Raw genomic sequence first — 23,027 nt, 5'->3', positions numbered from 1 at the left:
GTGTGTAGAATCTGTAAAGGTGGTTGTGGTATGAACGATAAAAAGTGGGACCTCGTCGCACTTGCTTCCATCCCTTTAATTATGACCTTGGGTAATTCCATGCTTATACCAATCCTGCCACAGATTGAACGTGAGTTGAAGGTATCTGCATTTAAGGTCAGTATGCTCATTACAGTCTACGCTGTAGTTGCCATCCTGCTTATTCCTCTTGCAGGGTACTTGTCGGATCGTTTTGGCAGAAAAGCAGTTATCATTCCCAGCCTCGTTATTGCAGCCGTCGGAGGTGCTGTCGCTGGTGTGGCAGCATGGATGCTGAACGGAAACATAGCCTACTGGACCATTCTGGGTGGCAGGTTATTGCAGGGAATAGGTGCTGCGGGCGCATTTCCTATTGTTATCCCGTTAGTTGGGGACATGTTTAATGATGAGAATGAAGTAAGCAAAAGTCTGGGTATCATTGAGACCTCGAATACGTTTGGTAAAGTCATAAGTCCGATTCTGGGTGCAGCGCTGGCAGTCTGGTTCTGGTATGCGCCATTCATGGCTATTCCCATCCTTTGTGTGCTTTCGCTGGTTCTTGTTATTTTCCTGGTGAAGACTCCTAGGAAAAAAGAAAAGCCTCCCACCTTTACGGAATTTGTGGCTTCCATTCGTGACGTATTAAAAGAAAAGGGACGCTGGTTGTATGCGTTGTTTGCAATCGGCGGTATTTGCATGTTTGTCATCTTTGGTGTGTTATATTATCTATCCGAGACGCTGGAGAGCGAATTTGCCCTGAAAGGTGTACTTAAAGGACTTGTCCTTGCGATTCCGCTGGCAGCGTTATGTCTTTCTTCTTTCCTGGCAGGGAAGTGGATTGGAAAGAACAAAACGCGAATGAAATGGCTTGGCTTCACAGGACTTGCGCTTCTGACGGTATCCCTTGGCGTTATAGGTTTATTCGATAATATCTATGTTGTAGTAGGTCTTTTCACATTGGGAAGTGCCGGAATAGGTGCAACGTTACCATGTCTGGATGCATTGATTACAGAAGGCGTGGATAAAAAACAGCGGGGCACAATCACGGCTCTGTTCAGCAGCATGCGATTCATTGGGGTATCTCTCGGTCCGCCTGTCGTTTCTTTGCTGATCGGTTCTCATCATTTCCTGCTTTTTGGTGTGCTCGCTGCGTCTGGAGCAGTGGGCGGATTACTCACCTTATTTGCAGTTAAGCCGGATAAGGGAGATCAACCTACATCGGGAAGCAAGCAGAAACAGGATGAAACATCTATGGATGTGATCGAGACGAGTAGGAGGTATGCTCCCATAGGTCGCAAGAAAAGTCCATTTTAGATAGACGGTGCTGAATGCTGCGTCCATTTCCATGCTGTCTTAAGTTTAACATTCAGATCTGTTCCAATAAAAAACGCGTTTACGCCTAAGAAAGCGGATGAATTTGCTTTCTCGGTGTAAACGCGTTTCTCGTTTCTATGAGCAGAATGACTTTAACCAATCATTCGTGTTTGCTTTTATTTGACTGGCTAGTTTTGGTGTTGCCGGCTCCAGATTCTGAATTCTTGGATTGATCTTGAGGTGATTCCGTTGCAGTAATATGAGTATGAGCGAGCAGAGCATGAGGTTCAATGGAGAAGCTGCCGCTTCGTTTTCCCTGAATCAGATATATAAGCAAGAACAGAATCATAAACATCACGGAATATCGATACATATCGGTATAACTGGTTATGGCCGCAATGGCGCCAAGAAGAAGGGCACCGGTCGCAATACCCAGATCCAGCGAGTTCAAAAACATACCATTAGCCATACCCCGTTGAGTAGGAGATACAACTTGAATCATCCAGGTCTGCAGAGACGACTGCATGGAACCATAACCGATTCCGTAGATAAAGGCAGCAATGAACAGGAGGGACATGGAGGTTGCATACGAGAGCAGAATGAGGCCGACAGCAACGAATATTGCCCCTGGAATGAGCAGTGCTTTTGGACCTTTATTGTCATAGATCCGTCCTGCAAATGGTCTAACCAATAACACGGCGAGTGCATTGAACAAAAAGAACAGCGCAGGATTGGCCAGATTGGCTTCCTTACCATACAAAACGATGAAGCCGACAAGCCCACCATAGGTGATGGATAATAGGCAATTCAGCACACTGGGCAGAATCAGCTTGCGGTTGAAAGGTGTCTTCTGTTTTGGATCGGATCCTGAAGCACTTGTAGTGGCTTGTGGCATGATGGTTGTACTGTTATCGGTTCTGACTGCTTTTTTGCGTGTCAGCGAATAACTCAGTGGATAGATCACAGCGAGCACACCCGCAGTGCATAACATCAGGGTTACAAAACCTGCACCCTGGAGCAGAGTGACCCCAATGATTGGACCCATAGACATAGCCAGGCTAGTCGATAGACCAAAGTAACCCATACCTTCACCCATTCGTTTGACGGGCACAATGTCCGAGGCCATCGTTGGAAAAGCGGTACTGCTCATACCAAACCCGATACCAAACAACATTCTCAGCAACAAGAGCACAGCTATACCGGCAGCAAAATAATAGCCGAGCGTTGCCAGCAGGGCTACGGACAGGCCTATATAGATCATGGCGTTACGAAGGCCCTTCTCCAGTGCTTTCGCGGAATAGAGACGGGCTGCAATGGCACTTAGTGCAAACAGACAGGTGAATAAACTTACTTCAAATGCATTGGCGTGAAATCGCTCCTGAACGTAGGACGGAAGCGGAGAGACAATCATGTGCAGTTGCAAGAACAACAAGAAGTTGCACAGCATCAGCAGTATAAAATCGGTAGTCCATAGTCTAACTTGTTGTGTAGATTGTTCTTTCATGATGATGTATTCCCCCTGAGTTGTGATTCATTACAAGTTGCGGTTAATGAGGGAAAGAGTATGTTTAAATGCTTCCATCTGGTCTTCGGATATACCTTCAGCAAGTTCTTTATTCATTTCTCTTTCAATCGGAACGAGGATATCAATTAACGCTTTGCCTTCCGTGGTGAGATATAACAGATAGGCTCTGCGATCCTGTTCGCTGGTCCGGCGTTCTACCCAGCCTTTTTTCTCAAGCAGATCAATAATCCGCGCAGTGGTGGGTTGGTCTTTGAAGACACGTGCAGCGAGCTCCTTCTGATTCACACCTTCGCCGCGGTCAACATTAAAGAGAACAGAAAATTGCTCTGTCGTAATATCATAAGGTTTGAATCGTGTCGCAAGTAAAGCTACAGCTTTACGATGTGTGAAACCCAGCATGAATCCAACAGATTGTTCCAGTGTATAGTCCATGTGATTGCTAGACCTCGCTTCCATAATAAAATGTCCCAATTAATTAGTTGTTACAACAACTATATGTCAAACAAGTATTTTTGTCAAAATGAAATATTCTCATATCGAACTTACGTGTGCGCTGTGCAATGATCCGAAAATACTGTTAGAATAGGGATGAAACCGCTTTTATAGAATCGATGTCTAGCGTGCTTGAAGAATGGAGAAAACCAATTTGCTCTAACTGATGTTGGAGATGAACAAGGAGAGCTGTGTATGCTAAAGAATATACCCGCAATAATACCTCCAGAGTTACTCAAAATCATGTCCGAAATGGGTCATGGAGACGAGTTGGTTCTGGCGGATGGCAATTTCCCCGCAGCCAGTCATGCCAAGCGACTAGTACGTTGTGATGCACTGGGAGTTGTTGAACTGTTGGATGCCATCCTGCAATTATATCCACTGGATACCTATGCTGAGCGTCCCGCTGCTGTCATGCAGGTTGTGAAAGGGGATCAGGTGATCCCGATCATATGGGAAGACTACCGCCGGTTGATTGAAGAATATGAAGGCATCACGGATGCTTTTGATCATGAAGAGCGATTTGATTTTTATAAACGCGCTTCGAATGCCTATGTGATTGTTGCAACTGGTGAGCGAGCGCAATATGCCAATCTTATTTTGAAGAAAGGTGTCATTTTCCCCGATGCTGATCCTGGTCAGGAACAGCAGAATGCTGAATCGAACTGAATAATTACGGCGACGGAGCAGTGGATGCTTTGGTCGCCTTTTTATTTTTACCAATACGAAGTAAATATAACAAAACGTGCAGAATGGGCATGGACTAGATAAGCAGGATGCAATCTGGAAGCGCGCATGAACGAACGTCATCTCACTGCTCAAGATACTACAAACTTTGATGCAGATGATGAATGGGGAAAAGGAAAGGACTGTTTTACAATTGAAAGAAATACAAAGGAGGAGACGATGCTCTCCATCCCAGAGGAGTGAGTGAAATGCAGCACCGAATCAGACAAGCGGGTCTTCTTGATAGTAACGAAGTGGGACGTTTGTTCAATGAGTACAGGATGTTCTACAACCAAAATGCTGACATTGAGGCAGCACGTCAGTATATTAGAGAACGAATGGAAGGCCATGAATCGGTGGTTTTGGTAGCAGAAACAGATGCGGAAAGTGATCATGGGACAGATGAAAGTAACGGTAGATCACTCTCGAATAGCTTTATTTGTACTGGATTCGTTCAGCTATATCCCAGTTTCAGTTCGGTATCGATGGGGCCTGTCTGGGTGCTTAATGATCTATATGTGCATCCGGATTATCGTCAGCAAGGCATTGCCAGGAAGCTCTTGCAAGCAGCCAAGCAATTGGCATCTGAGCGAGGAGTTCTTCGTATATCACTCTCAACTGAGTTAAGTAACAAACAAGCGCAAGCTTTATATGAATCCGAAGGATATGCACAGGATACCAAATTCATGTATTATGAACTTAATGTATAAGAGTTTGCTCCAAAAGATGGACTATATGAATGAATGGCACACTCGTGTCGTCGGCAACAAGGGAGGGGAGTCGCAACATGATGCAGTGGATTGCCATGATCACGATGTTAATTGATCATATAGGGGCTGTCTTTTTTCCACATATTATAGAGTTGAGGATCATAGGTCGTATCGCTTTTCCAATCTATGCTTTTGCAGTGTATGTCGGTTATAAACATACACGAGACGTACAAAAATACATATGGCGTCTGTTCTGGATTGCGATCATATCACAGGTGCCGTTCATGGCTGCGTTTAATCATTATTCTCTGAACGTGGTGTGGACATTGTGGTCAGCCCTGTTGGTATTATTCGTTATCGATAAATTGCCATCCAAACTACTAGGGATTCCGATTGTAATTGGAGCAGGGTGGTTCATGGAAATTAGCCAAATGGATTACGGGATGTACGGGTTGTTATTGGTTCTGTTATTCCGTTATTTCCAGGGTCCTGTACTTGTCGTGGCACATGTCTTGTTAAATGCACTGTATCTTCTGCTGCATAACAGCTCAGTTCAAATGTATAGTGTGCTCGCAACCGCCGGCATTGCTATTGCTCAGTATTATCAAGCGGGATTCCGTATGAAGGGGCCACGTTGGGTCTGGCGTTATTTCTATCCAGCTCATCTTGCCATCATTGCAATTATCCGATGGGTCTAAAAAATGATCCGGAATGAAGCCAAAAACAAAGAAGCCACTTTCATCGTCATTTACTGACGAGAAGGTGGCTTCTTTGTTTTCATTTTTGTTATTTATGATTATTGCTAATGTACGAAGTGTTGAAAATAAAGAACTTACTCCATTGCTGTAGAAGTGCCGTTATGGCGCCGGATTGCAGACGGGAAATATCCAATCTGAACGGCGTAGTCTAACATGACGGAGATGAAGCGATCATCTGTTTTTGCACATGAGATGCCAGCAGGTTCCACATAAGCCGTTGTCACAGGGCAAGCATAGACATATGCTGAATCCTTCGCACCGTCGCCTTCAAGCTGTGCAATAGCCAACTGAAGAGCTTCCGGCTCTTTGCTGATGCTCGCATCGAACAACCAACGTGTGTAATCGGCGAAAGGTAGCGTTTCGACTTCGTAACCAGCCCGATTCACAGAACGGATCAGCTCATCATAACGGATGGGCTCCGGATTACAGATGTGGAATACACGACCGGCGGTATCCTGACGTAAGGCCAGATGAACGATAGCTTCACTTGCATAGTTTATCGGTGTAAAATCAACCATCCAGTCAGCCGCAGGAGCCTTGCCAAGCAATAACATTGCTTTGATCATACGATAAAAGGCGTTGCTATCAATATTGGACTGGAAGCGTCCAGTTTCGGAGTGACAAGTGAGATTACCTGCACGATAGATGCTGACAGGCACACCTTGCTCGGCGGCAATCATGAGCACTTTCTCGGCTTCAAGCTTGCTGTCCGAATACAGGTTGTCCACATGCAAGTCAGCCGGGAACCGATCATATTGCAGGGAAGATTCCCATTGTCCGCTGAGTGCCAGATCTTCCGGAATACCCATTGTGGATACATGGTGGAAGGAAGCACCTGGTTTGCTGCGAATCAAGTCTAGCAATGCGACCGTTCCTTCCACGTTTGTTTTGGCGAACTGATCGGCATCGCCGAAATGACGTACGTCTGCAGCGCAGTGGATGACACGGTCAATTCGATCCTGAACATAAGCCCTTTGTTCAGCTGACAGGCCGAGATGAGGTTGTTCGAGATCCCCTTCAATAATCTCCACGCGACTGGAGAGTTGGTCAGTCAGTTGTTTGCCGAAATAACCTTCCAACACGTTAGTCAAACGTTCCATTGCAGTTATTCCATTGGATGGTCGACGAACAAGGGTGTAGATCCGTGTACTGGAATTCAGAATTAACTGTTGCAGCACATGAGAGCCTAGATAACCTGTTGCTCCAGTCAGCAACACATGCTCAGGTTCACGAATGAGCGGGTACCCCAACTGGGGCGTTAGCTCCACAGGGTGTTCGGATAATTGTGTAATCATACCATCGGTCACCACTGAATCCGTAACTACTGCTGCACTGAGAGACAATACTTCCACACGACGAGCGAGAGCACGGACTGTTTTCTCGGCAAAGAAGTCGGCAATGTTCAGTTGCGGATAATGTGGTTTCAGAATAACCAGTACATGAATAACCCGGAGTGAATCCCCACCGATATTGAAGAAGCTGTCTTCGACACCGAAGTCATCGTGCTGAAGGATTTCTTTCCATGCGTCCAGGATAATGGATTCCGTCTCCGTCTCAGGCATGACCCGGTCAGGGCGATCTTCATGTCGTTCCACATGAGGCAGGGATACCATCGCTTTGCGATTGATTTTTCCAGTTGGTGCAATCGGCATTTCATCCAGCTGACAGATCCACTTTGGTACAAAATAAGAAGGAAGTTTCTCCGTCAGTTCTGCCTTGATGTCCGAAACAGAGAGGGTACTGCCATCTTTCGATGTAAAGTAACCAACCAGCATATTTTGTCCATCGGATTCTTTCTTCGGAATGACGGCAACGTTCTGGATCTGATCAAGCCGTGCAAAGTGATCTTCAATCTCCCCGATCTCAATCCGGTGACCGCGAATTTTTAGCTGTGAGTCACTGCGACCAACATATTCGAGCAACCCAGTATCCAGCAATTTGGCAATATCGCCAGACTTGTAGATTTTCTCACCTATCGCAAACGGGTTCTCAATGAATGCTTGCGCTGTACGTTCTGGCTGATTCAGATAACCTTTGGCCAATGCAGGGGTAGCAATATATACCTCACCAGGTACACCTGCCGGACAGAGCTGTTGTTCTTCATTTACAATGTATACTTTGTAGTTATGAATCGGTTTACCGATAGGGATGTTCACCACATGTTCAGGAACCTGCTCACTGATGCGGTGAGTAGTTGTGGCTACTGTACATTCGGTAGGTCCGTACACATTAACAATATCAATCTGGTTTCCAAATTTGCGCTGGAAGGCACGAACCTGTTCACCATATAACGCTTCTCCGGCTACAGTAATGATTCTGACTTTGGCCAGCTTGTGGAAACCTTCATCGGATAAGTAGGAAGCAAGCTGATTGAAGAAAATCGTAGGCAGTATCGTAATGATGGTTGTTCCTGTCCGTTCAATTGCACTTGCGAATTCTTCAACGGATACACGTTCTTCCGCAGACAACAGATATAATTCTGCTCCATAGAACAAGGCGCCAATGGTATCCCACACGGATGCATCAAAGCTGTATGTAGCAAACTGAGTTAATACATCACCTGGTTGAATGTCACAATCACGCTGAACCACACTGCCAAGATTGATTACACCCCGGTGGGCAATCAGTGCACCTTTGGGTTTACCGGTCGACCCTGACGTGTAGATAATATACGCAAGATCATCCGGCTGAATATCCAGATTGGGGTTACTTGCTGCAAATCCGGCTAAACGACCATCCACAGCGAGAATCTGACGGACCGTAGCTATACTGGAGAACAAGCTGGAAGCTTGGGCATAAGAAGCCTCCGTTGTCAGCACGAAGGAGGATGCCGTATCTTCCACGATATAACTGTTACGTTCTTGTGGATGCTCAGGGTCGATCGGAACATACGCACCACCTGCCTTCAGAATACCAAGCAGGGAGATGATCGTCTCCAGACTTCGATCCATAAAGATACTGACGAATTCACCTTTCTGCAATCCATTGGATAACAGAACACGTGCAACCTGATTAGCTCGTTCATTCAATTCCCTGTACGTATAACTTTTGGATGGCGATGTTATCGCCGGTGAATCCGGATATGCCGCTGCCGTTGCTTCGAACCAGCCATGAACCGTTTGATTCTCTGGTTCGAGAACAGAAGTATCATTCATTTCACGGTAAAGCAATCGATCTGAGGCGGAAAGAATATCTACCGTACCGATTGCTTTCTCACCGTCACGCACAAAGGCGAGTAGAAGAGTCTGATAATATTCTGCATATCTCAGCACCGTAGACTCTTTTAACAGTGAACTATCATAGAACAGATCGAGGATGAGCATGTTCTGATCATCTCGAACGTTCCAGTTTAATATTTGAGGAGCTTGAGGCAACTGTACACTATTCAGCATAAAAAACGATTCAGGGTATCCACCGTTTTGCAACGTGTATTCAATCTTGAGCTGCTCTGAAACCTGATGACATAGTTGGCTGAAGGTCAATTTCCCCTGAATCTGTAATGAAAGATAAGAAGCTGCCTGATCCGGGGAAAGTATACCTATGGCAAGTTCCTGTTCAGCTGACAATCGGAATAACAAGGCTGCATAAGCTGAGAGGAGTACCGGGTACACCATCTGTTCTCCATACTTCTGTTTAAGTTCACGGCTCAGAGAAGCATGTAATGTGATTTGAGCAGACTGATAAGAGAATGATTGTTGACGTCGCCCAAAATCCAGTGGAATCTGCAGAACTGGCAAACTAGATTCCATGGAATGGGAAGAAGATGGTTGGTTTTCAATCACTTCAGTTATTCCTCCTTGGTTCAAACCGAATGTTTGTGGATTTGAATTATTGTTTGCTTACATTGAAATGAGAGATCAATTCTTGGAGTTCCTCAGACATGCTGTTAAGGCGTGTGGAGGAGTCTACCAGTGTAATCAAAGATGCTTTTTGCTCATCAACAGATGAGGAAATTTGTTCACTGCTGTTTGCTGTCTTACTTACGCTTGAAGACAAGTCGTCTGCTGTAGCGGTCATTTCCTCCGTACTCGCAGAGATTTCTTCCGTCGCGCTTGATACTTCCTGAATCTGATTAGATACTTTTTTCGCTGCTTCTAAAATATCTTCGAACAATTGTCCTGTTTGATCGGCTACGCTGAGTCCTGTATCTACTTCTGACGTACCTTGTTCCATTGCACGTACAGCTTGTTTAATTCCAGCTTGAATCTCTTGGATCAATACGCCAACCTGGCTGGTTGCTTGTTCAGACTGCTCGGCAAGTTTGCGTACTTCACCTGCAACAACTGCAAATCCTCTTCCTTCTTCACCAACACGAGCTGCTTCAATGGAAGCATTAAGAGCAAGCAAGTTGGTCTGGCTGGAGATACCCGAGATGATATTGAGAATATCGCCGATTTCCTGTGAACGACTCTCCAGAACCTCAATGGCAGAAGCGGTATTCTTAACCGATTCCGTAATCAGATTCATCTGTTCAGATACCTGACGTACAACGCTGTTACCTTGTTGCGAACGACGTTCCATCTCATAGGCTTCATCCGCTACACTTGCCGAGCTGCTGGCAATCGTCTGGATTACGGTAGCCATCTCGGACATGGCACGTGCACTATCCCGGGTTGCCTGTTCCTGTGAACGAATGTTGGAAGTGATTTGAGTCACATTATTATTGATAGAATCTGCATTCTCACTGTTGCGCTCGGAAACTTCATATAGCTCTTTGGCAGACTGATTTACTTCTTGTGATGTGATTTGCACTTTAACGATAGTATCGTTGATTTTGCGAACCATGGTGTTGAACTTCTCGTTAACGAGTCCCAGATCGTCTTTGCCTGTCGGAATGTTGACATTCAAATTACCCCGACTTACGTCATCAATTCCTTTGATCAAGTGACGGATAGGGGAAAGAGTGTTTTTAACTACAAGGTATTGGATAATCAGGAATAATAGCAAGAAGGCCACAAGGATGATAATTCCGTTTTTGAGCAAGGAGTTTAGTCCCGCGGGTACGGCTGATGCATCTGCATCAACGGCAAAATATGAGAAAATCTTTCCGTTGCTGTCTTTGATTGGATATGCAATGGTTGTCCATGTTCCGAAATCATCGGAATAAAATGTTGTGAATGTTGGGCGATCCGTATTAAGCATTTCTTTCAGTGCATTGGCTACAACGACCGGCTGCTCATACATGTCACCAATATTTACGTTCTCACTTTGAAAAGCCTCTCTTAGGTTGGTTGGCATCGCTACAAGGGAAGTTAATCTCTTGTTATCGCCACCGAGCTCAACACCGAAGATGTAGGCTTGTGCAATGTTAGGATAATATTGTTGCATCTCATCGAAATACGCTCGTAATTTCGTTTGTGTTGCTCCATCATAGCTACCTTCCGCAATAGCAGCTTGTACCTCGGCAGGATTGATATCTTCAGCCCACTTTTTGGTGATTTGTTCCACCTGTCCATGCAGCTGTTCAACAAGAACTGTTTTTTGAAAATAGTAACTGCTTGCGATAAGTGCTACCCCGATGATAACGATATTAGTAAATGAGAGTAACAAATTTTTGGAGAAAAACGACATGCTTTTCCAACTTAATGATTTCACTAAATTCCACTCCTGATCTTCTTTAAATTAAGAAACTTTAGGGTTGCATTGGTACAGTGAACTAGATCATTCCGTGATCCCCTCCAAAGGAAATTTATGCGACCATGGTCTTGGTTTATCAGTCGCTTTCGTAGAGACTTATGTACCGTATGAACCATAGGTGTCTAATTATTAAAACACATCTATAATTAATATGTCGTATAAAATGTCGTTAAATTGAATAGTATCGTTAAATTTTTTTTAATATTTTACGTATTTATGGACATATCAGATGTATTATAGGTATTTAGAACTGTTTATTTTAAAATTTCCCATTTTTTAGCTTCATTCTGTATTCTATAACATGGTGGGTAAAAATACATCCTTCAACAAAACAAAAATATGATGGCAAAGATGCAACAGAAGGCACGGATATACATCGGAAGCGGTTTTATCTATAATAACTACATATGCATTTCTCAAATTATGAGCAGCGGGGGTTTATAGATGAATCTTAAACAGATAGCAGCAGAGCGTGCGGCAGAATATGTTGAAGATGGAATGAAGGTTGGATTGGGAACAGGTTCAACAGCTTATTATGCCATCTGCCGGATCGGTGAGCGGGTACGTGATGGATTGAACATTCAAGCGGTTGCCACTTCAGAGGCTTCAGACAAGCTTGCCCGTGAATGGGGGATTCCCATCGTCCCATTTGACCAGATTGGACGTCTGGATCTGACCATTGATGGTGCTGATGAAGTTGATCCCGAATTTAACCTGATTAAAGGGGGGGGCGGGGCTCTTTTGCGTGAGAAAATCGTGGCGGCCAATAGTGACAAATTGATTATTGTAGCGGATGGCAGCAAAGCCGTGCAAAAGTTGGGGAAATTCCCGCTTCCAGTTGAGGTGGTTCCATTTGCTTCTGAGTGGACCTTCCAGGCGCTCGAAAAATTGGGGTGTCAACCACAGTGGCGGATGGATGGACAGCAACGTTATCTGACAGACAACGGAAACCTGATAGCAGATTGCCACTTGGAGGCGATTGATCACGCTGCGGACCTTAATGTTCAATTGAACATGTTACCAGGTGTTGTTGATAACGGACTATTTGTGGATATGGCTAGTACAGTCATTCTTGCCAATGCGGACGGAAGTATCGAAGAACTTCATCGTTCTTAATATGGAAGAGGGTGCTTTTCATCGTATGAAAGAACTGCCAATCGTTGATGGTGAACTTGTACTCAGGTGTGTGGAGAAACAGGATCTGAAAGAACTCTATGAATTGATCTACAGTGATGACGTACCTGAATGGAAGCAATGGGATGCACCCTATTACCCACTTAAACACGAAAGTTATGAAATTTTTGAACAAGGTATGCTCAAACGTATGGACGTAGATCCAGGCGATTCCAGACCCGTATCAATCCGTATTATTGAATCCGACAGACAAATTGTGGGTACAATCAGCTATTACATAGAAGATGAGTTATCCATGTGGCTGGAAATGGGGATTGTAATATACAGATCTGTCCAGTGGGGACGCGGGGTTGGCACACGCTCACTTGTCATGTGGTCAAGTCATTTGTTCGAACAGATGCCTTTGGTTCGGGTTGGATTGACTACTTGGTCTGGTAATGAACGTATGATGCGTGCGGCTGTGAAAGCCGGATTACAGGTAGAGGGGCGAATGCGGAAGTGTCGTATCGTTCGCGGGCAGTACTATGATTCAATTCGTATGGGGATGCTCCGTGAGGAGTGGAAGCAGAAGCTTGCCCCTCATACGAGCCGAAATGTAAACAACTGATGGAGGATTATTGAAATGCTGAACACGGAGGACAACCGGGAACTGTCTTTACAATTATTCGTGGTTCTTGTTCGGGCCTACAATTCTGTGACCTCACGTTCCAATCGGGACATCCAGAGTCACGGACTGAATACGACAGAATTTGGTGTGCTTGATTTGTTATATCATAAGGGACCACAGGCATTGCAAAAGATTGGTGAAAAGGTGTTAATGTCCAGTGGTAATATTACGTATGTTGTAGATAAGTTGCAAAATAAAAATCTGCTGTTTCGTCGACCTTCCAAGGAAGATCGGCGTGTCATTTACGCTGAGTTAACCGAGGAAGGAAGAGAATTGTTCACACAGATATTTCCTCAACACCATCAGGTCATCATTGATGCTTTGGAAGGACTTGACCCTTCCGAGAAAGTAGCTGCGATTAAGATGTTGAAGAAGCTGGGACTGGCGGCAGAAGGGAAAACTGACTTGCGTTCATAACGCAGGTCAGTTTTTTTTGTGGATCTCGAAAAGTACAGGTATATACTGGCTGACTGACTTGCAAGGCCCTCCATAATATAGGAAGATTGTTCTATACATTCATCGTGTGTAAAACATGATTATCGAAAGTTCATGTATAATGGAACATAACGATTAAGAGCGGAATGGATGGATTGGATCAAGTAGAAGAACCTATCCCGATTGCAAGTTAGCTAACATCAATCTCATTCTGGATTAGTCACGAATGAAGATTGAGTGTGATGCGGGTATGAGGAGGGGTGCATCTATGAGTCATCAAGAAGCAGGGGAACGTTTGCTCCAAGAATCTGCGAACTTAGCTGATAAAATAACGGAGAAACAGTATCTCAGACAGCCCGATTTACTTGAGCGATTTGGCGAGAATGGAAAAATGCGAACCAAACAGGATTCGGAGTATAGCTTGAACTATTTGGCAGAAAGTGCGCTCGTACAGAGTCCAGGTTTGTTTACTCAGTATATTGCCTGGCTGAAAGTTCTACTTGAGGGTTATAAGGTATCACCAGAAGACCTGGCGATTAATCTCAATCTGATCAAAGAGACATTGGAAGAAGAATTTGACCATCCGTCAAAGGCACTTCTGCTCGAGTATCTGGAGATGGGAATATATAGAACAACACATATGGAGTCACAGGCGGGTTACATCAACGAATCCATGCCATATGGAGATGCCGCGCAATCGTACTTACAGTGTTTGCTTGAGAATAAACGGAAAGAAGCCTTTGAGATCATTGAAGCCCAGTTAGAAGCCGGGGTGACGATTCGTGATATTTATCGATATATCTTTCAGCCCACCCAATATGAAATTGGACGATTGTGGCAATGCCATCGTATTAGTGTGGGGCAAGAACACTTTTGTACGGCAGCGACCCAGTCATTTATGTCACGTCTTTATTCCCTCTGGTTGAATCATACGGGTCAGGATAAAAAACTAGTGGCTACCTGTGTAGGCAGTGAACAACATGAGATCGGGCTGCGTATGCTCACAGATGTGTTCGAGATGGAAGGTTGGGATACGCACTATCTGGGAGCCAATGTTCCCAATGGAAGTGTAATAGAGGCTATAGAGCGGCATCAGGGCGATGTTGTTGCGATATCGGTTACGATGACGTATCACCTTCATCTGGCCAAAGAGTTGATTCATCTGATCCGTCATCATCCGGCAACGGCACATGTGAAGATTATGGTTGGGGGATATCCCTTCAATATTGATCAGGAGTTGTGGAAAACGATAGGAGCTGACGGTTATGCTCCAGGAGCCGATGAAGCGGTAGCGGTTGCAGAACAATTACTGGCTCAGCCAGCTACATGTAATCAGCTTGATATGGTTAGGGATTAAGAGAGGGATGATGTGATGTCTAATGAGAGCGGAGAGATACAGAGGCTACGCAGAACGATTGAGCAGTTATCGGATCAGATGATCCGGAGTAAAGAGCAAGAGGAACGGACACTCTCGGAATTCTCGGATATGAATAATGAACTGGTGACACTCCAGCGTTTGCTTGCTAAGAACAATAACAGTCTTGAAGCTGCACGTCAGCAAGCAGTAGATGCAGGTGATTCAAAAATCGCATTTATTGCAGGCATCAGTCATGATTTTCGTACGCCATTAAATGGCATATTGGGGATGGCTGAGATGCTGAAGCTGTCTCCATTGTCTGAAGAACAGGAGAATTCCGTTTCCGTTATACAGGATGCTGCCAAACTGCTGCTTAAGCTGATTCAGGATCTTCTGGATCTGTCCAAACTTGAGGCGGGTCAGATGCGACTTGAACTGGGAGAAGTGGATCTGCAAGAGACGATAAACTATATTGTTCGTTTGCTCGAACCCCAAGTCAGAAAGAACGGAAATCAGTTATCGATAGACTGTGACCCCAGAATCTCTACTCTTCTTGAAGGGGATCCAACGAGGATTACACAGATACTGATCAATCTAATTCAGAATGCGAACAAATTCACATCAGAAGGTACGGTGCGGATACGAGTCACCCTTGTGGAAAATGATGAAGTTACACAAATGATCCGATTTGAAGTCGAAGACACGGGGATTGGTATCTCGGAAGAAGATCAGAACCAGTTATTTCAACCCTACATGCAGACTGAACGAGGACGCTCAAGTGAGTATGGAGGAACGGGCCTTGGATTATCGATCTGCAGGTCGCTCGTTACACTGATGGAAGGTCGGATTGGAGTAGACAGTCAGGAGGGTGAAGGATCAACATTCTGGTTCGAACTTACACTTGGTAAGAAAGACGGTAACCAGTCCGCTAACCAGTCTGTTGCTTCCGCTCAAGAGCAACAGGGGCAGGATATGGATGATGAAGCTCCTTCTGTATCTGTATTGCTGGCCGATGATAATGTCATCAACCGACAGCTTGTTATGTTGCAGCTCAAGAAACTGGGAATAACCCAAGTGGACGCTGTAGTGAATGGGGAAGAGGCAATAGCTGCTTTTCTCAGCAAAAAATACAGTTTGATTCTCATGGACTATATGATGCCATTGATGGACGGTTTGGAGGCAACACGCAAAATCCGCTCGATAGAAATGGATGAAATGCGCCATACCACACCAATCATTGCAATGACAGGTAATGTCATGCAGGGAGAGAAAGACAAGTGTAAGGAAGCCGGGATGAATGACTTTATTGGCAAACCCTTCACGCTGGAAATTCTGAGCAAGATGATCGAGAAGTGGCAGCAATCCTCCGAACCGACCGAGGTACTAAATATGAGCATCGTACATGAGATTGCGGAATTAAACACCGATGGCGATCGTACACTCCTTGGTATGTTGTTGGACATGTATCGTACCGATACACCTGGCAAAATTGAGGCGCTGCGCAGACATATTGTGTCCGGTGACCATGTTGCTGCAACCGAGGTAGCCCATGATCTTAAATCAGGGAGTTTGAGCCTGGGGATTCGTTATTTATCAACTTTGTTTGCCCGGATAGAGCAGTTGGCGAAGGAAGGTCAATCACGGAAAGCAGAACCTTTGCTAGATGCTTTGTTACCCGCCTATCAAGCAGCATGTGTAGCACTGCAACGAGTAAGTAAAGATTGAATATATCTTAATAAGGAAAGAGGGTAGGGCTCGTTCATGTTATTCTACGTACTTGCAGCACTGGTACTGATCGTTCTTGCTCTTCTGTGGGCAGGAGGGCTTTATTTTTTCAAAACGGCCATTCGCCGTACAGCAAAAACGTTTTTGGTAGATAATCCAAATCTGATGCCTGAACCGGACAATGAAATCATTAGCAGTGCTTCTGACCTGAAGTGGCTGGATGCTCAGCCTACAGAAGAGATATCTCTTCAATCACATGATGGATTAAAACTGTATGGTACATGGCTCGGTTCCAATAAAGGGTCGGATCAGACGGTTATTCTGGCACATGGTTATTCGGGTAGAGGCAGAGAAATGGCTGGATTTGCCCGGTTTTATGCGGAAAAGCACGGTTATAACGTACTCATGCCAGATGATCGAGGTCATGGACAGAGTGAAGGTGATATCATTGGTTTTGGTTGGTTAGATCGGAAGGATTATGTCCAGTGGACCAACTGGGTGCTTGAAAAAGTGGGTACACAAGGGGAAATCATATTGCACGGCATATCCATGGGAGGAGCAACCGTACTGATGACAGGTGGTGAAGTTCTGCCGATTCAGGTTAAAGCGATTGTATCTGATTGTGCGTATACATCCGTGGAAGAAGAACTGACGTTCCAGTTAAAGCAATTATACAAGCTTCCTGCATTTCCGTTTATACCTGTCACAAGTCTGATCTCCCGGTGGAAAGCAGGGTATTCCTTTAGAGAGGCTTCGGCTCTCAAGCAGCTTGCCAAAGTTAACATTCCCGTGTTATTCATCCACGGAGAGGCGGATACGTTTGTACCAACGGAAATGGTGTACAGGTTGTATGAAGCCTGCCCAACCGAAAAGGAATTGCTGACCGTCCCCCGTGCCGGTCATGGCACAGCGTTTCAAGTCGATCGCACCGGATATGAGGCGGCGCTGGAATCCTTTATGAAGAAAAATCTGTCACCTGCTGTTAATTGATTTTTTTGTGACAATCTGGGTATTAAGTAGAAGATGCAAATCATTTTCTAAACGATGGGGGTATCTTGATGGGAAACGAACAATTTGAGGCTGCGCGAAAAGCAGAGGCAGGTTATCATTCCAATTTCTATCAGAATAATGAATTATTCGCCTCTGGTACCTGGATGTCGAGGCCCATGCCTATGGTGATGGATATGCTGGAACGTCTACTTGCTCACAAGGAGGAATTGCGTGTCCTCGATCTGGGATGCGGAGTGGGAAGGCATACGATACCGATTGCACAGCGCCTTGCAAAAACGAAAAGTGAAGTCATCGGTGTGGATTTGCTGGATGAGGCCATAGACGGACTTCGCAAGTATGCGAAAGAATATCAGGTTGATCATATCGTACAGGCAGTGAGAGCAGATGTTGAACATTATGCTGTGGAGCCAAACTATTTTGATTTTATTGCTGCATGTTCTTGTCTGGAACATGTCTCAAATAAGCAAGCCTTCATGGAAGCGATAGACCGGTTACAGGCCGGAACTCGTACAGGGGGCATTCATTGTATTACGATGAGCACCAATGTGGAGGAAAAAGAAATCAATACAGGCAAGGAGATTGAACCATTAATTGAGCTGAACCTGCCCACAGCCGAGGCGATTGCTATACTGGAGGATGCCTACAAAGGCTGGAATATTCTGCTTCAGGAGCATGTTACACAGACGATTGAAGAGGAAAAGTATGATGAACCGACACAATTCCGTTGTGAACTGCTTCGTTTTGCTGTACAAAAGCAATAAATTCTCTGCCGGGACCTGACAATGGACCCGGCACTCTTAATGTGTGGTCGGAAGGGAGATGGTTAAGGATGAATACATATGTAATAGGGATGGATGGAGGAGGGAGCCACACGCGTGTGGCTGTCGCAGATCAGAACGGGAAGATTTTATCCTATGTGCAAAAGAATGGTTGCGACCGCTATCACGATACCTATGCTGAGCAAAATGTGCTGGAGGGTATCGGAGTTGAATCGGCACACGACTTGAACTTTTAGAGGCTAACGACTACAATACGATAACGGAAACAAGCAAGGTATAGGAGGAATCAAGGTGTTAATTAATCTGAAATCACGCATACAGGAGCCGGAAGTACAGGAGCTATTGTCCTACTCGGTTTTTCCTGATCCGGATCACTTGAACCGTGCGTTGCAACAATATGTAGAGAAAGACGAATTGCAAATGGGCGGTTACGAAGATGAGGGACAATTGATCGGTCTGATTGGATATGAGAAGACAGGAACAAGTGAGGTTACCATTCATCATATCTCGGTTTTGCCTGAAAACCGCTTTAAAAATTATGGACGTGGTATGATCTCACAACTGTTGGCAACATACAATCCCGATAGACTGATCGCTGAGACCGAGTTGGAAGCCGTCGAGTTTTATCGGAATACGGGGTTTGTGGTATATAGTCTGGGTGAATTATACCCAGGTGTGGAGCGATTCCGTTGTGTGCTTGAAAAAGAGGAAGATACGGACGAAGAGTAGCACAGAGACCTTTTATTACTTTAAGAAATATATGGATTATCATCAGTACAGGATGTTGGATTTGGCAATGAGCTGAGTCGGACGTCCTGTTTTTTTGTCGTTTTCATCTAAAAAGCAGGAAAAAAGTATTGCTTTGTAAGATTGTTTCATTATAGAATAGTTTCACAGAAGAATAGTTCGTTAAGTGAACTATATAGATTTGGGAAAGGAGAATGAAGAATGAGTACACCGGATGCAAAAAGTTTGGTGAACCGCTATTTGGATGCTTCCTTTATGGTCAATAAGCGGTTTGATACGCGGATACGCGAACAAGTGGGGCAGACCATAACGACCGATCAGTTCTGCGCACTTCGTCTGATTGAAGAGAAACCTTTCTGCACGCCCTCTGATCTTGCAGAGCTTCTGTGTATAGGTAAGAGCAGCATTACCGCTTTGGTCAACAAGCTGGTGGATCGCGATCTGGTCCATCGGGCCGGGGATGAACGTGACCGCCGCGTTGTATATCTGACACTGACGGATACCGGACGACAGGTATACAGGGAAACAGAACAGGAAATACAGCAGATTCTGGAGCCGTATCTGGTTCATTTTAAACCGGAAGAAGTCCGAATTTTCATTGAATCTTTTGAGAAGCTTGCAGCTTTGCTATCGCATGAAGGAGGACGGGAGAACGAATGAGAACGATACTAAAAGCAAGATGGTGGTTAATGGGGCTATGGGTTGTTGTAGCTGCCGTGTTGATGTTTACCGCCCCTAACATGAGTGAACTGATTCGGGAAAAGGGACAGTTTTCGGTTCCGGAAGGGTACTCTTCCACCCAGGCAGCAGCGATTCTGAATGAAGCTGCAGCACAAAAAGGAGAACAACAGGGGAGCCAGATCGCCCTTGTATTCTATAATCCCGATGGGCTGGGCACCACGGGGAAACAAGAGGCAGAGAAGGCCGTTAAGCAATTGGAGGCCGACAAGGAGAAGCTCGGTATTCTGTCCATTCTGGAACCTTTCTCTCAGCCTGAACTGTCCGAGAAGATGATCTCAGCTGACGGAAAAACGATTCTAACATCGCTATCCATTGATCAGGGAGATCGTACGGTCAAGGAAATGCGGGAAGACCTGAATGAAGCATTGAAGTCCGTCAATGTGGAGCACTACATAACCGGTAAAGGTCTGATTGATGAGGACACCATTGAAAGTTCCCAAGAGGGGCTTAAGAAATCGGAATATATTACAGTTGTCTTTATTTTACTCATTCTGTTCCTGGTCTTCCGTTCGTTTGTAGCTCCGTTTGTCCCGCTACTGACGGTGGGGATCAGTTACATTGTATCGCAACAGATTGTTGCGTTCCTGGTGGATGGGATGGACTTCCCGATATCCACATTTACACAGATCTTTATGGTCGCCGTCATGTTTGGGATTGGTACGGATTACTGCATCCTGTTGATAAGTCGGTTCAAGGAAGAACTGGCTCATCATGAGAATACGTGGGATGCCATCATTGCTACCTATCGTACTGCCGGTAAAACGGTACTCTTCTCAGCACTAGCTGTGCTGGTTGGATTCATTGCGATTGGCTTTGCCCAGTTTATGTTGTACCGTTCTGCGGTTGCCGTAGCTGTAGGTATTGCAGTGATGATGCTTGCCTTAGTGACCATCGTACCATTCTTCATGGCGGTGTTAGGCAAGAAGTTATTCTGGCCGTCGAAGGGTTCACTTGAACATGCCGAGAGCAAGATCTATGGTGCAGCTGGTCGCTTTTCACTTAAACGTCCATGGGCTGCGCTGCTCATCGTTGCAGCTGTCTGTGTGCCTCTTCTGGCAACCTACGATGGCAAACTGTCGTTCAACAGTCTCGATGAGATTGGCGAGAAATATGATTCCGTAAAAGCATTTAACATTATCTCTGACAGCTTCGGTCCGGGTGAATCACTGCCGGGTCAGATCGTCATCCAGAACGATGAAGAGATGGATAATGCAAAGTATATGGCCGTTGCCGAGAAAATTAGCCGGGAAGTAGAGAAAGTAGCCGGAGTCTCTGGTGTCCGTAGTATGACAAGACCTACGGGTGATGAGATTAAAGATTTTGAAGTTACACAGCAAGTGGGAACATTATCGGATGGACTGGGTGAAGGCAAGACGGGTCTGGACAAAATCCGTGATGGCCTGAGTGAAGCCAGCAGTCAGCTAAGTAAAAATGAACCACAGTTAAAAGAAGCTGCTGATGGAGCAGGTGAACTTACCAAAGGAACCTCCCAGTTGCAATCGGGTATCACGCAACTCAGTGAGGGACTAGGGCAGATTGAAAAAGGTATTCGTGATGGTTCCGCAGGTGCGGGTGATCTGAAAGCCGGACTTCAGCAAGCCAAAACGAGTGCAGATCAACTTGCGCAGGCGAACAATCAGTTGCTTGAAGCCTATCGTCAGGCGGGAGCAGGGGTCGCTGCACTGGGGGATGGGACCCGCGAACTGGAACAACAGCTGAACGGGGTTTCAACAGCTCTAACCAGTCTGTCCGAATCCTTCACAGCACTTGAAGAGCGTTATCCTGAATTGCAGCAAGATGCTGATTACCAGCGTATCAAAGGTACGATTGGAGAAACAGGTTCTGGCACAGCGCAGCTTGCTCAAGGTTTGGGTCAGATTAAGACCAAACTTGGGGAAGCCGCTGCTGGAATTAATCAGGCCAATGAAGGGTTTGCCTCCGCAACAGCCGGACAAAAGGCGCTTGCCGATGGCCTGGGCCAGATTGTAACGGGAATCGGTCAGTTGCAATCCGGTCTCAAACAGGCTGCGGATGGTCAGGGTAAAGTGATTAGTGAAATTCCTTCCATTCAGGATGGACTTGGCCAGCTTCAGGGTGGTCAGGAGAAAATCCAACAAGGCTTCTCGGATCTGAGTGGTCAGCTGACACAACTGACAGATGGACTGAATCAAAGTGTCGATGGTATTAAACAGGTATCCGGTGGACTGGATTCAGCGCAGGACTACCTGACGCAATTGCAAAATTCACCAGATTCCGATCTGGCAGGTTGGTACGTTCCTGATGAAGCACTGAACAGCAAAGACTTCACACAGGTATTTGATACGTATCTGTCTGAAGATCGGAAAACGATGACGATTGATGTTATTTTCGCCGAAAATCCATACGGAACAGAAGCCATTGATCGTGTTCCTGACATTGAGGCGGCAGTACATCGCGCGGTACAAGGCAGTACACTTGAAAAAGCAGATATCGCCATAGGTGGCGTTACCAGCACGTTTGCAGATTTGCAGGAGATCTCGAATAACGACTATACACGTACTGTAATGCTGATGCTGGCAGGCACATTTATTATTCTGGTTGTACTGCTTCGCTCGGTCATTATGCCATTGTATCTGATTGTTTCCTTATTACTGGCTTATTTCACATCGATGGCGTTAACCGAAGTGATCTTTGTTAATATCCTCGGATTCGCAGGCATTAGCTGGGTTACTCCGTTCTTCGGATTTGTTATGCTGATTGCACTTGGTGTGGATTATAGCATCTTCCTGATGGACCGTTTCAATGAGAACAAAGGTATGAAAGTACAGGATGCCATGTTGTACGCGATGAAGAACATGGGAACCGTTATCCTCTCTGCAGCAGTCATTCTGAGCGGTACATTTGCTGCCATGTATCCATCTGGTGTTCTCTCGATGATGCAGATTGCTACAGTAGTCCTTAGCGGACTGATCTTGTACTCACTGCTGTTCCTGCCATTCTTCGTCCCAGTGATGGTGAAGATGTTTGGCCGGGCCAACTGGTGGCCGTTCCCGAACAAGGAACAATCAGATTCCGTTGATTCGGATCGGACCATAGGCATGTAATGCATTGCAATGAATCAGGCTCTGCCGCGTTATGCGGCAGGGCTTTTTTCTTTTTTTACTTCTAAAAGAAAACTACAATCTTGTGCAAAAGAAAGGTGCATGCCTAAGGACACCATCCCGCGCCTTGTCTTGCCACTCATCATAAGATATAGAGCAGTTCATTATTGT

20 protein-coding genes are annotated in these 23,027 nt (G+C 45.4%); 16 read left to right on the top strand and 4 right to left on the bottom strand.

Annotation, left to right across the window (positions count from 1 at the left end):
• Nucleotides 1-30: 30 nt before the first annotated feature.
• The gene (locus tag MHI01_RS07890; RefSeq protein WP_340982879.1) at nucleotides 31-1,332 is read left to right on the top strand and encodes an MFS transporter; all 1,302 of its coding nucleotides are present in this window, start codon (nucleotides 31-33) and stop codon (nucleotides 1,330-1,332) included.
• Between the two features lie 160 nt (nucleotides 1,333-1,492).
• On the opposite strand, the gene MHI01_RS07885 is transcribed toward MHI01_RS07890, so the two are convergent.
• Together MHI01_RS07885 and MHI01_RS07880 are read right to left on the bottom strand one after the other, a co-directional pair.
• Nucleotides 1,493-2,836, bottom strand: coding sequence for an MFS transporter (locus MHI01_RS07885; protein ID WP_340982878.1), 1,344 nt, complete (start codon nucleotides 2,834-2,836; stop codon nucleotides 1,493-1,495).
• 30 nt (nucleotides 2,837-2,866) lie between these two features.
• Complete coding sequence (locus MHI01_RS07880) at nucleotides 2,867-3,289, bottom strand: MarR family winged helix-turn-helix transcriptional regulator (protein ID WP_017689281.1); 423 nt, start codon at nucleotides 3,287-3,289, stop codon at nucleotides 2,867-2,869.
• A 255-nt stretch (nucleotides 3,290-3,544) separates the two neighbouring features.
• Between MHI01_RS07880 and MHI01_RS07875 the strand changes: the two genes are divergently transcribed.
• The 4 genes from MHI01_RS07875 to MHI01_RS07860 all read left to right on the top strand — a co-directional run bounded on the left by MHI01_RS07875 (nucleotide 3,545) and on the right by MHI01_RS07860 (nucleotide 5,483).
• The gene (locus tag MHI01_RS07875; RefSeq protein WP_036609525.1) at nucleotides 3,545-4,018 is read left to right on the top strand and encodes an RbsD/FucU family protein; all 474 of its coding nucleotides are present in this window, start codon (nucleotides 3,545-3,547) and stop codon (nucleotides 4,016-4,018) included.
• Nucleotides 4,019-4,144: 126 nt separating this feature from the next.
• Nucleotides 4,145-4,279, top strand: a complete 135-nt coding sequence (locus tag MHI01_RS07870; protein ID WP_340982877.1) for a hypothetical protein — start codon at nucleotides 4,145-4,147, stop codon at nucleotides 4,277-4,279.
• Between the two features lie 5 nt (nucleotides 4,280-4,284).
• Nucleotides 4,285-4,785 (top strand): GNAT family N-acetyltransferase, encoded by a 501-nt coding sequence (locus MHI01_RS07865; RefSeq protein ID WP_340982876.1) that lies wholly within the window; start codon nucleotides 4,285-4,287, stop codon nucleotides 4,783-4,785.
• Nucleotides 4,786-4,862: 77 nt separating this feature from the next.
• Nucleotides 4,863-5,483: a TraX family protein gene (locus tag MHI01_RS07860; protein ID WP_340982875.1), complete on the top strand. Its 621-nt coding sequence runs from the start codon at nucleotides 4,863-4,865 to the stop codon at nucleotides 5,481-5,483.
• 134 nt (nucleotides 5,484-5,617) lie between these two features.
• Here the strand turns inward: MHI01_RS07860 and MHI01_RS07855 are convergent, their stop codons facing one another.
• Nucleotides 5,618-9,292, bottom strand: coding sequence for a non-ribosomal peptide synthetase family protein (locus tag MHI01_RS07855; protein WP_445744920.1), 3,675 nt, complete (start codon nucleotides 9,290-9,292; stop codon nucleotides 5,618-5,620).
• Between the two features lie 79 nt (nucleotides 9,293-9,371).
• Nucleotides 9,372-11,114 carry a methyl-accepting chemotaxis protein gene (locus tag MHI01_RS07850; RefSeq protein ID WP_340984839.1) on the bottom strand — a complete coding sequence of 581 codons (1,743 nt, stop codon included), beginning with the start codon at nucleotides 11,112-11,114 and terminating at the stop codon, nucleotides 9,372-9,374.
• Between the two features lie 510 nt (nucleotides 11,115-11,624).
• Between MHI01_RS07850 and rpiA the strand changes: the two genes are divergently transcribed.
• The 11 genes from rpiA (at nucleotide 11,625) to MHI01_RS07795 (ending at nucleotide 22,859) form a co-directional block, all read left to right on the top strand.
• Nucleotides 11,625-12,296, top strand: a complete 672-nt coding sequence (gene rpiA, locus MHI01_RS07845; RefSeq protein ID WP_047842431.1) for a ribose-5-phosphate isomerase RpiA — start codon at nucleotides 11,625-11,627, stop codon at nucleotides 12,294-12,296.
• Complete coding sequence (locus tag MHI01_RS07840; RefSeq protein ID WP_340982873.1) at nucleotides 12,259-12,921, top strand: GNAT family N-acetyltransferase; 663 nt, start codon at nucleotides 12,259-12,261, stop codon at nucleotides 12,919-12,921. The genes rpiA and MHI01_RS07840 overlap by 38 nt, the downstream gene beginning before the upstream one ends.
• Before the next feature lie 15 nt (nucleotides 12,922-12,936).
• Complete coding sequence (locus MHI01_RS07835) at nucleotides 12,937-13,398, top strand: MarR family winged helix-turn-helix transcriptional regulator (protein ID WP_036670259.1); 462 nt, start codon at nucleotides 12,937-12,939, stop codon at nucleotides 13,396-13,398.
• Nucleotides 13,399-13,684: 286 nt separating this feature from the next.
• Complete coding sequence (locus MHI01_RS07830; protein WP_340982872.1) at nucleotides 13,685-14,773, top strand: cobalamin B12-binding domain-containing protein; 1,089 nt, start codon at nucleotides 13,685-13,687, stop codon at nucleotides 14,771-14,773.
• A 15-nt stretch (nucleotides 14,774-14,788) separates the two neighbouring features.
• Entirely contained in the window at nucleotides 14,789-16,498 is a 1,710-nt protein-coding gene (locus MHI01_RS07825; protein ID WP_340982871.1) for an ATP-binding protein, read from the top strand.
• A gap of 36 nt (nucleotides 16,499-16,534) precedes the next feature.
• Nucleotides 16,535-17,488 carry an alpha/beta hydrolase gene (locus MHI01_RS07820; protein ID WP_339286411.1) on the top strand — a complete coding sequence of 318 codons (954 nt, stop codon included), beginning with the start codon at nucleotides 16,535-16,537 and terminating at the stop codon, nucleotides 17,486-17,488.
• Nucleotides 17,489-17,556: 68 nt separating this feature from the next.
• Nucleotides 17,557-18,270, top strand: coding sequence for a class I SAM-dependent methyltransferase (locus tag MHI01_RS07815; protein WP_339286412.1), 714 nt, complete (start codon nucleotides 17,557-17,559; stop codon nucleotides 18,268-18,270).
• Nucleotides 18,271-18,359: 89 nt separating this feature from the next.
• Nucleotides 18,360-18,524 carry a hypothetical protein gene (locus MHI01_RS07810; RefSeq protein ID WP_340982870.1) on the top strand — a complete coding sequence of 55 codons (165 nt, stop codon included), beginning with the start codon at nucleotides 18,360-18,362 and terminating at the stop codon, nucleotides 18,522-18,524.
• Nucleotides 18,525-18,579: 55 nt separating this feature from the next.
• Nucleotides 18,580-19,017 (top strand): GNAT family N-acetyltransferase, encoded by a 438-nt coding sequence (locus MHI01_RS07805; RefSeq protein WP_036609514.1) that lies wholly within the window; start codon nucleotides 18,580-18,582, stop codon nucleotides 19,015-19,017.
• 219 nt (nucleotides 19,018-19,236) lie between these two features.
• Nucleotides 19,237-19,695: a MarR family winged helix-turn-helix transcriptional regulator gene (locus MHI01_RS07800; RefSeq protein ID WP_036609512.1), complete on the top strand. Its 459-nt coding sequence runs from the start codon at nucleotides 19,237-19,239 to the stop codon at nucleotides 19,693-19,695.
• Nucleotides 19,692-22,859, top strand: coding sequence for an MMPL/RND family transporter (locus tag MHI01_RS07795; protein ID WP_340982869.1), 3,168 nt, complete (start codon nucleotides 19,692-19,694; stop codon nucleotides 22,857-22,859). Before MHI01_RS07800 ends, MHI01_RS07795 begins: the two co-directional genes overlap by 4 nt.
• Nucleotides 22,860-23,027: the final 168 nt, after the last annotated feature.

Source organism: Paenibacillus sp. FSL M7-0656 (assembly GCF_038003225.1).
In the GTDB taxonomy this organism is placed as follows: domain Bacteria; phylum Bacillota; class Bacilli; order Paenibacillales; family Paenibacillaceae; genus Paenibacillus; species Paenibacillus amylolyticus.
The sequence above is the reverse complement of the archived record's forward strand: the minus strand, read 5'-3'. Positions and strand labels throughout refer to the sequence as shown.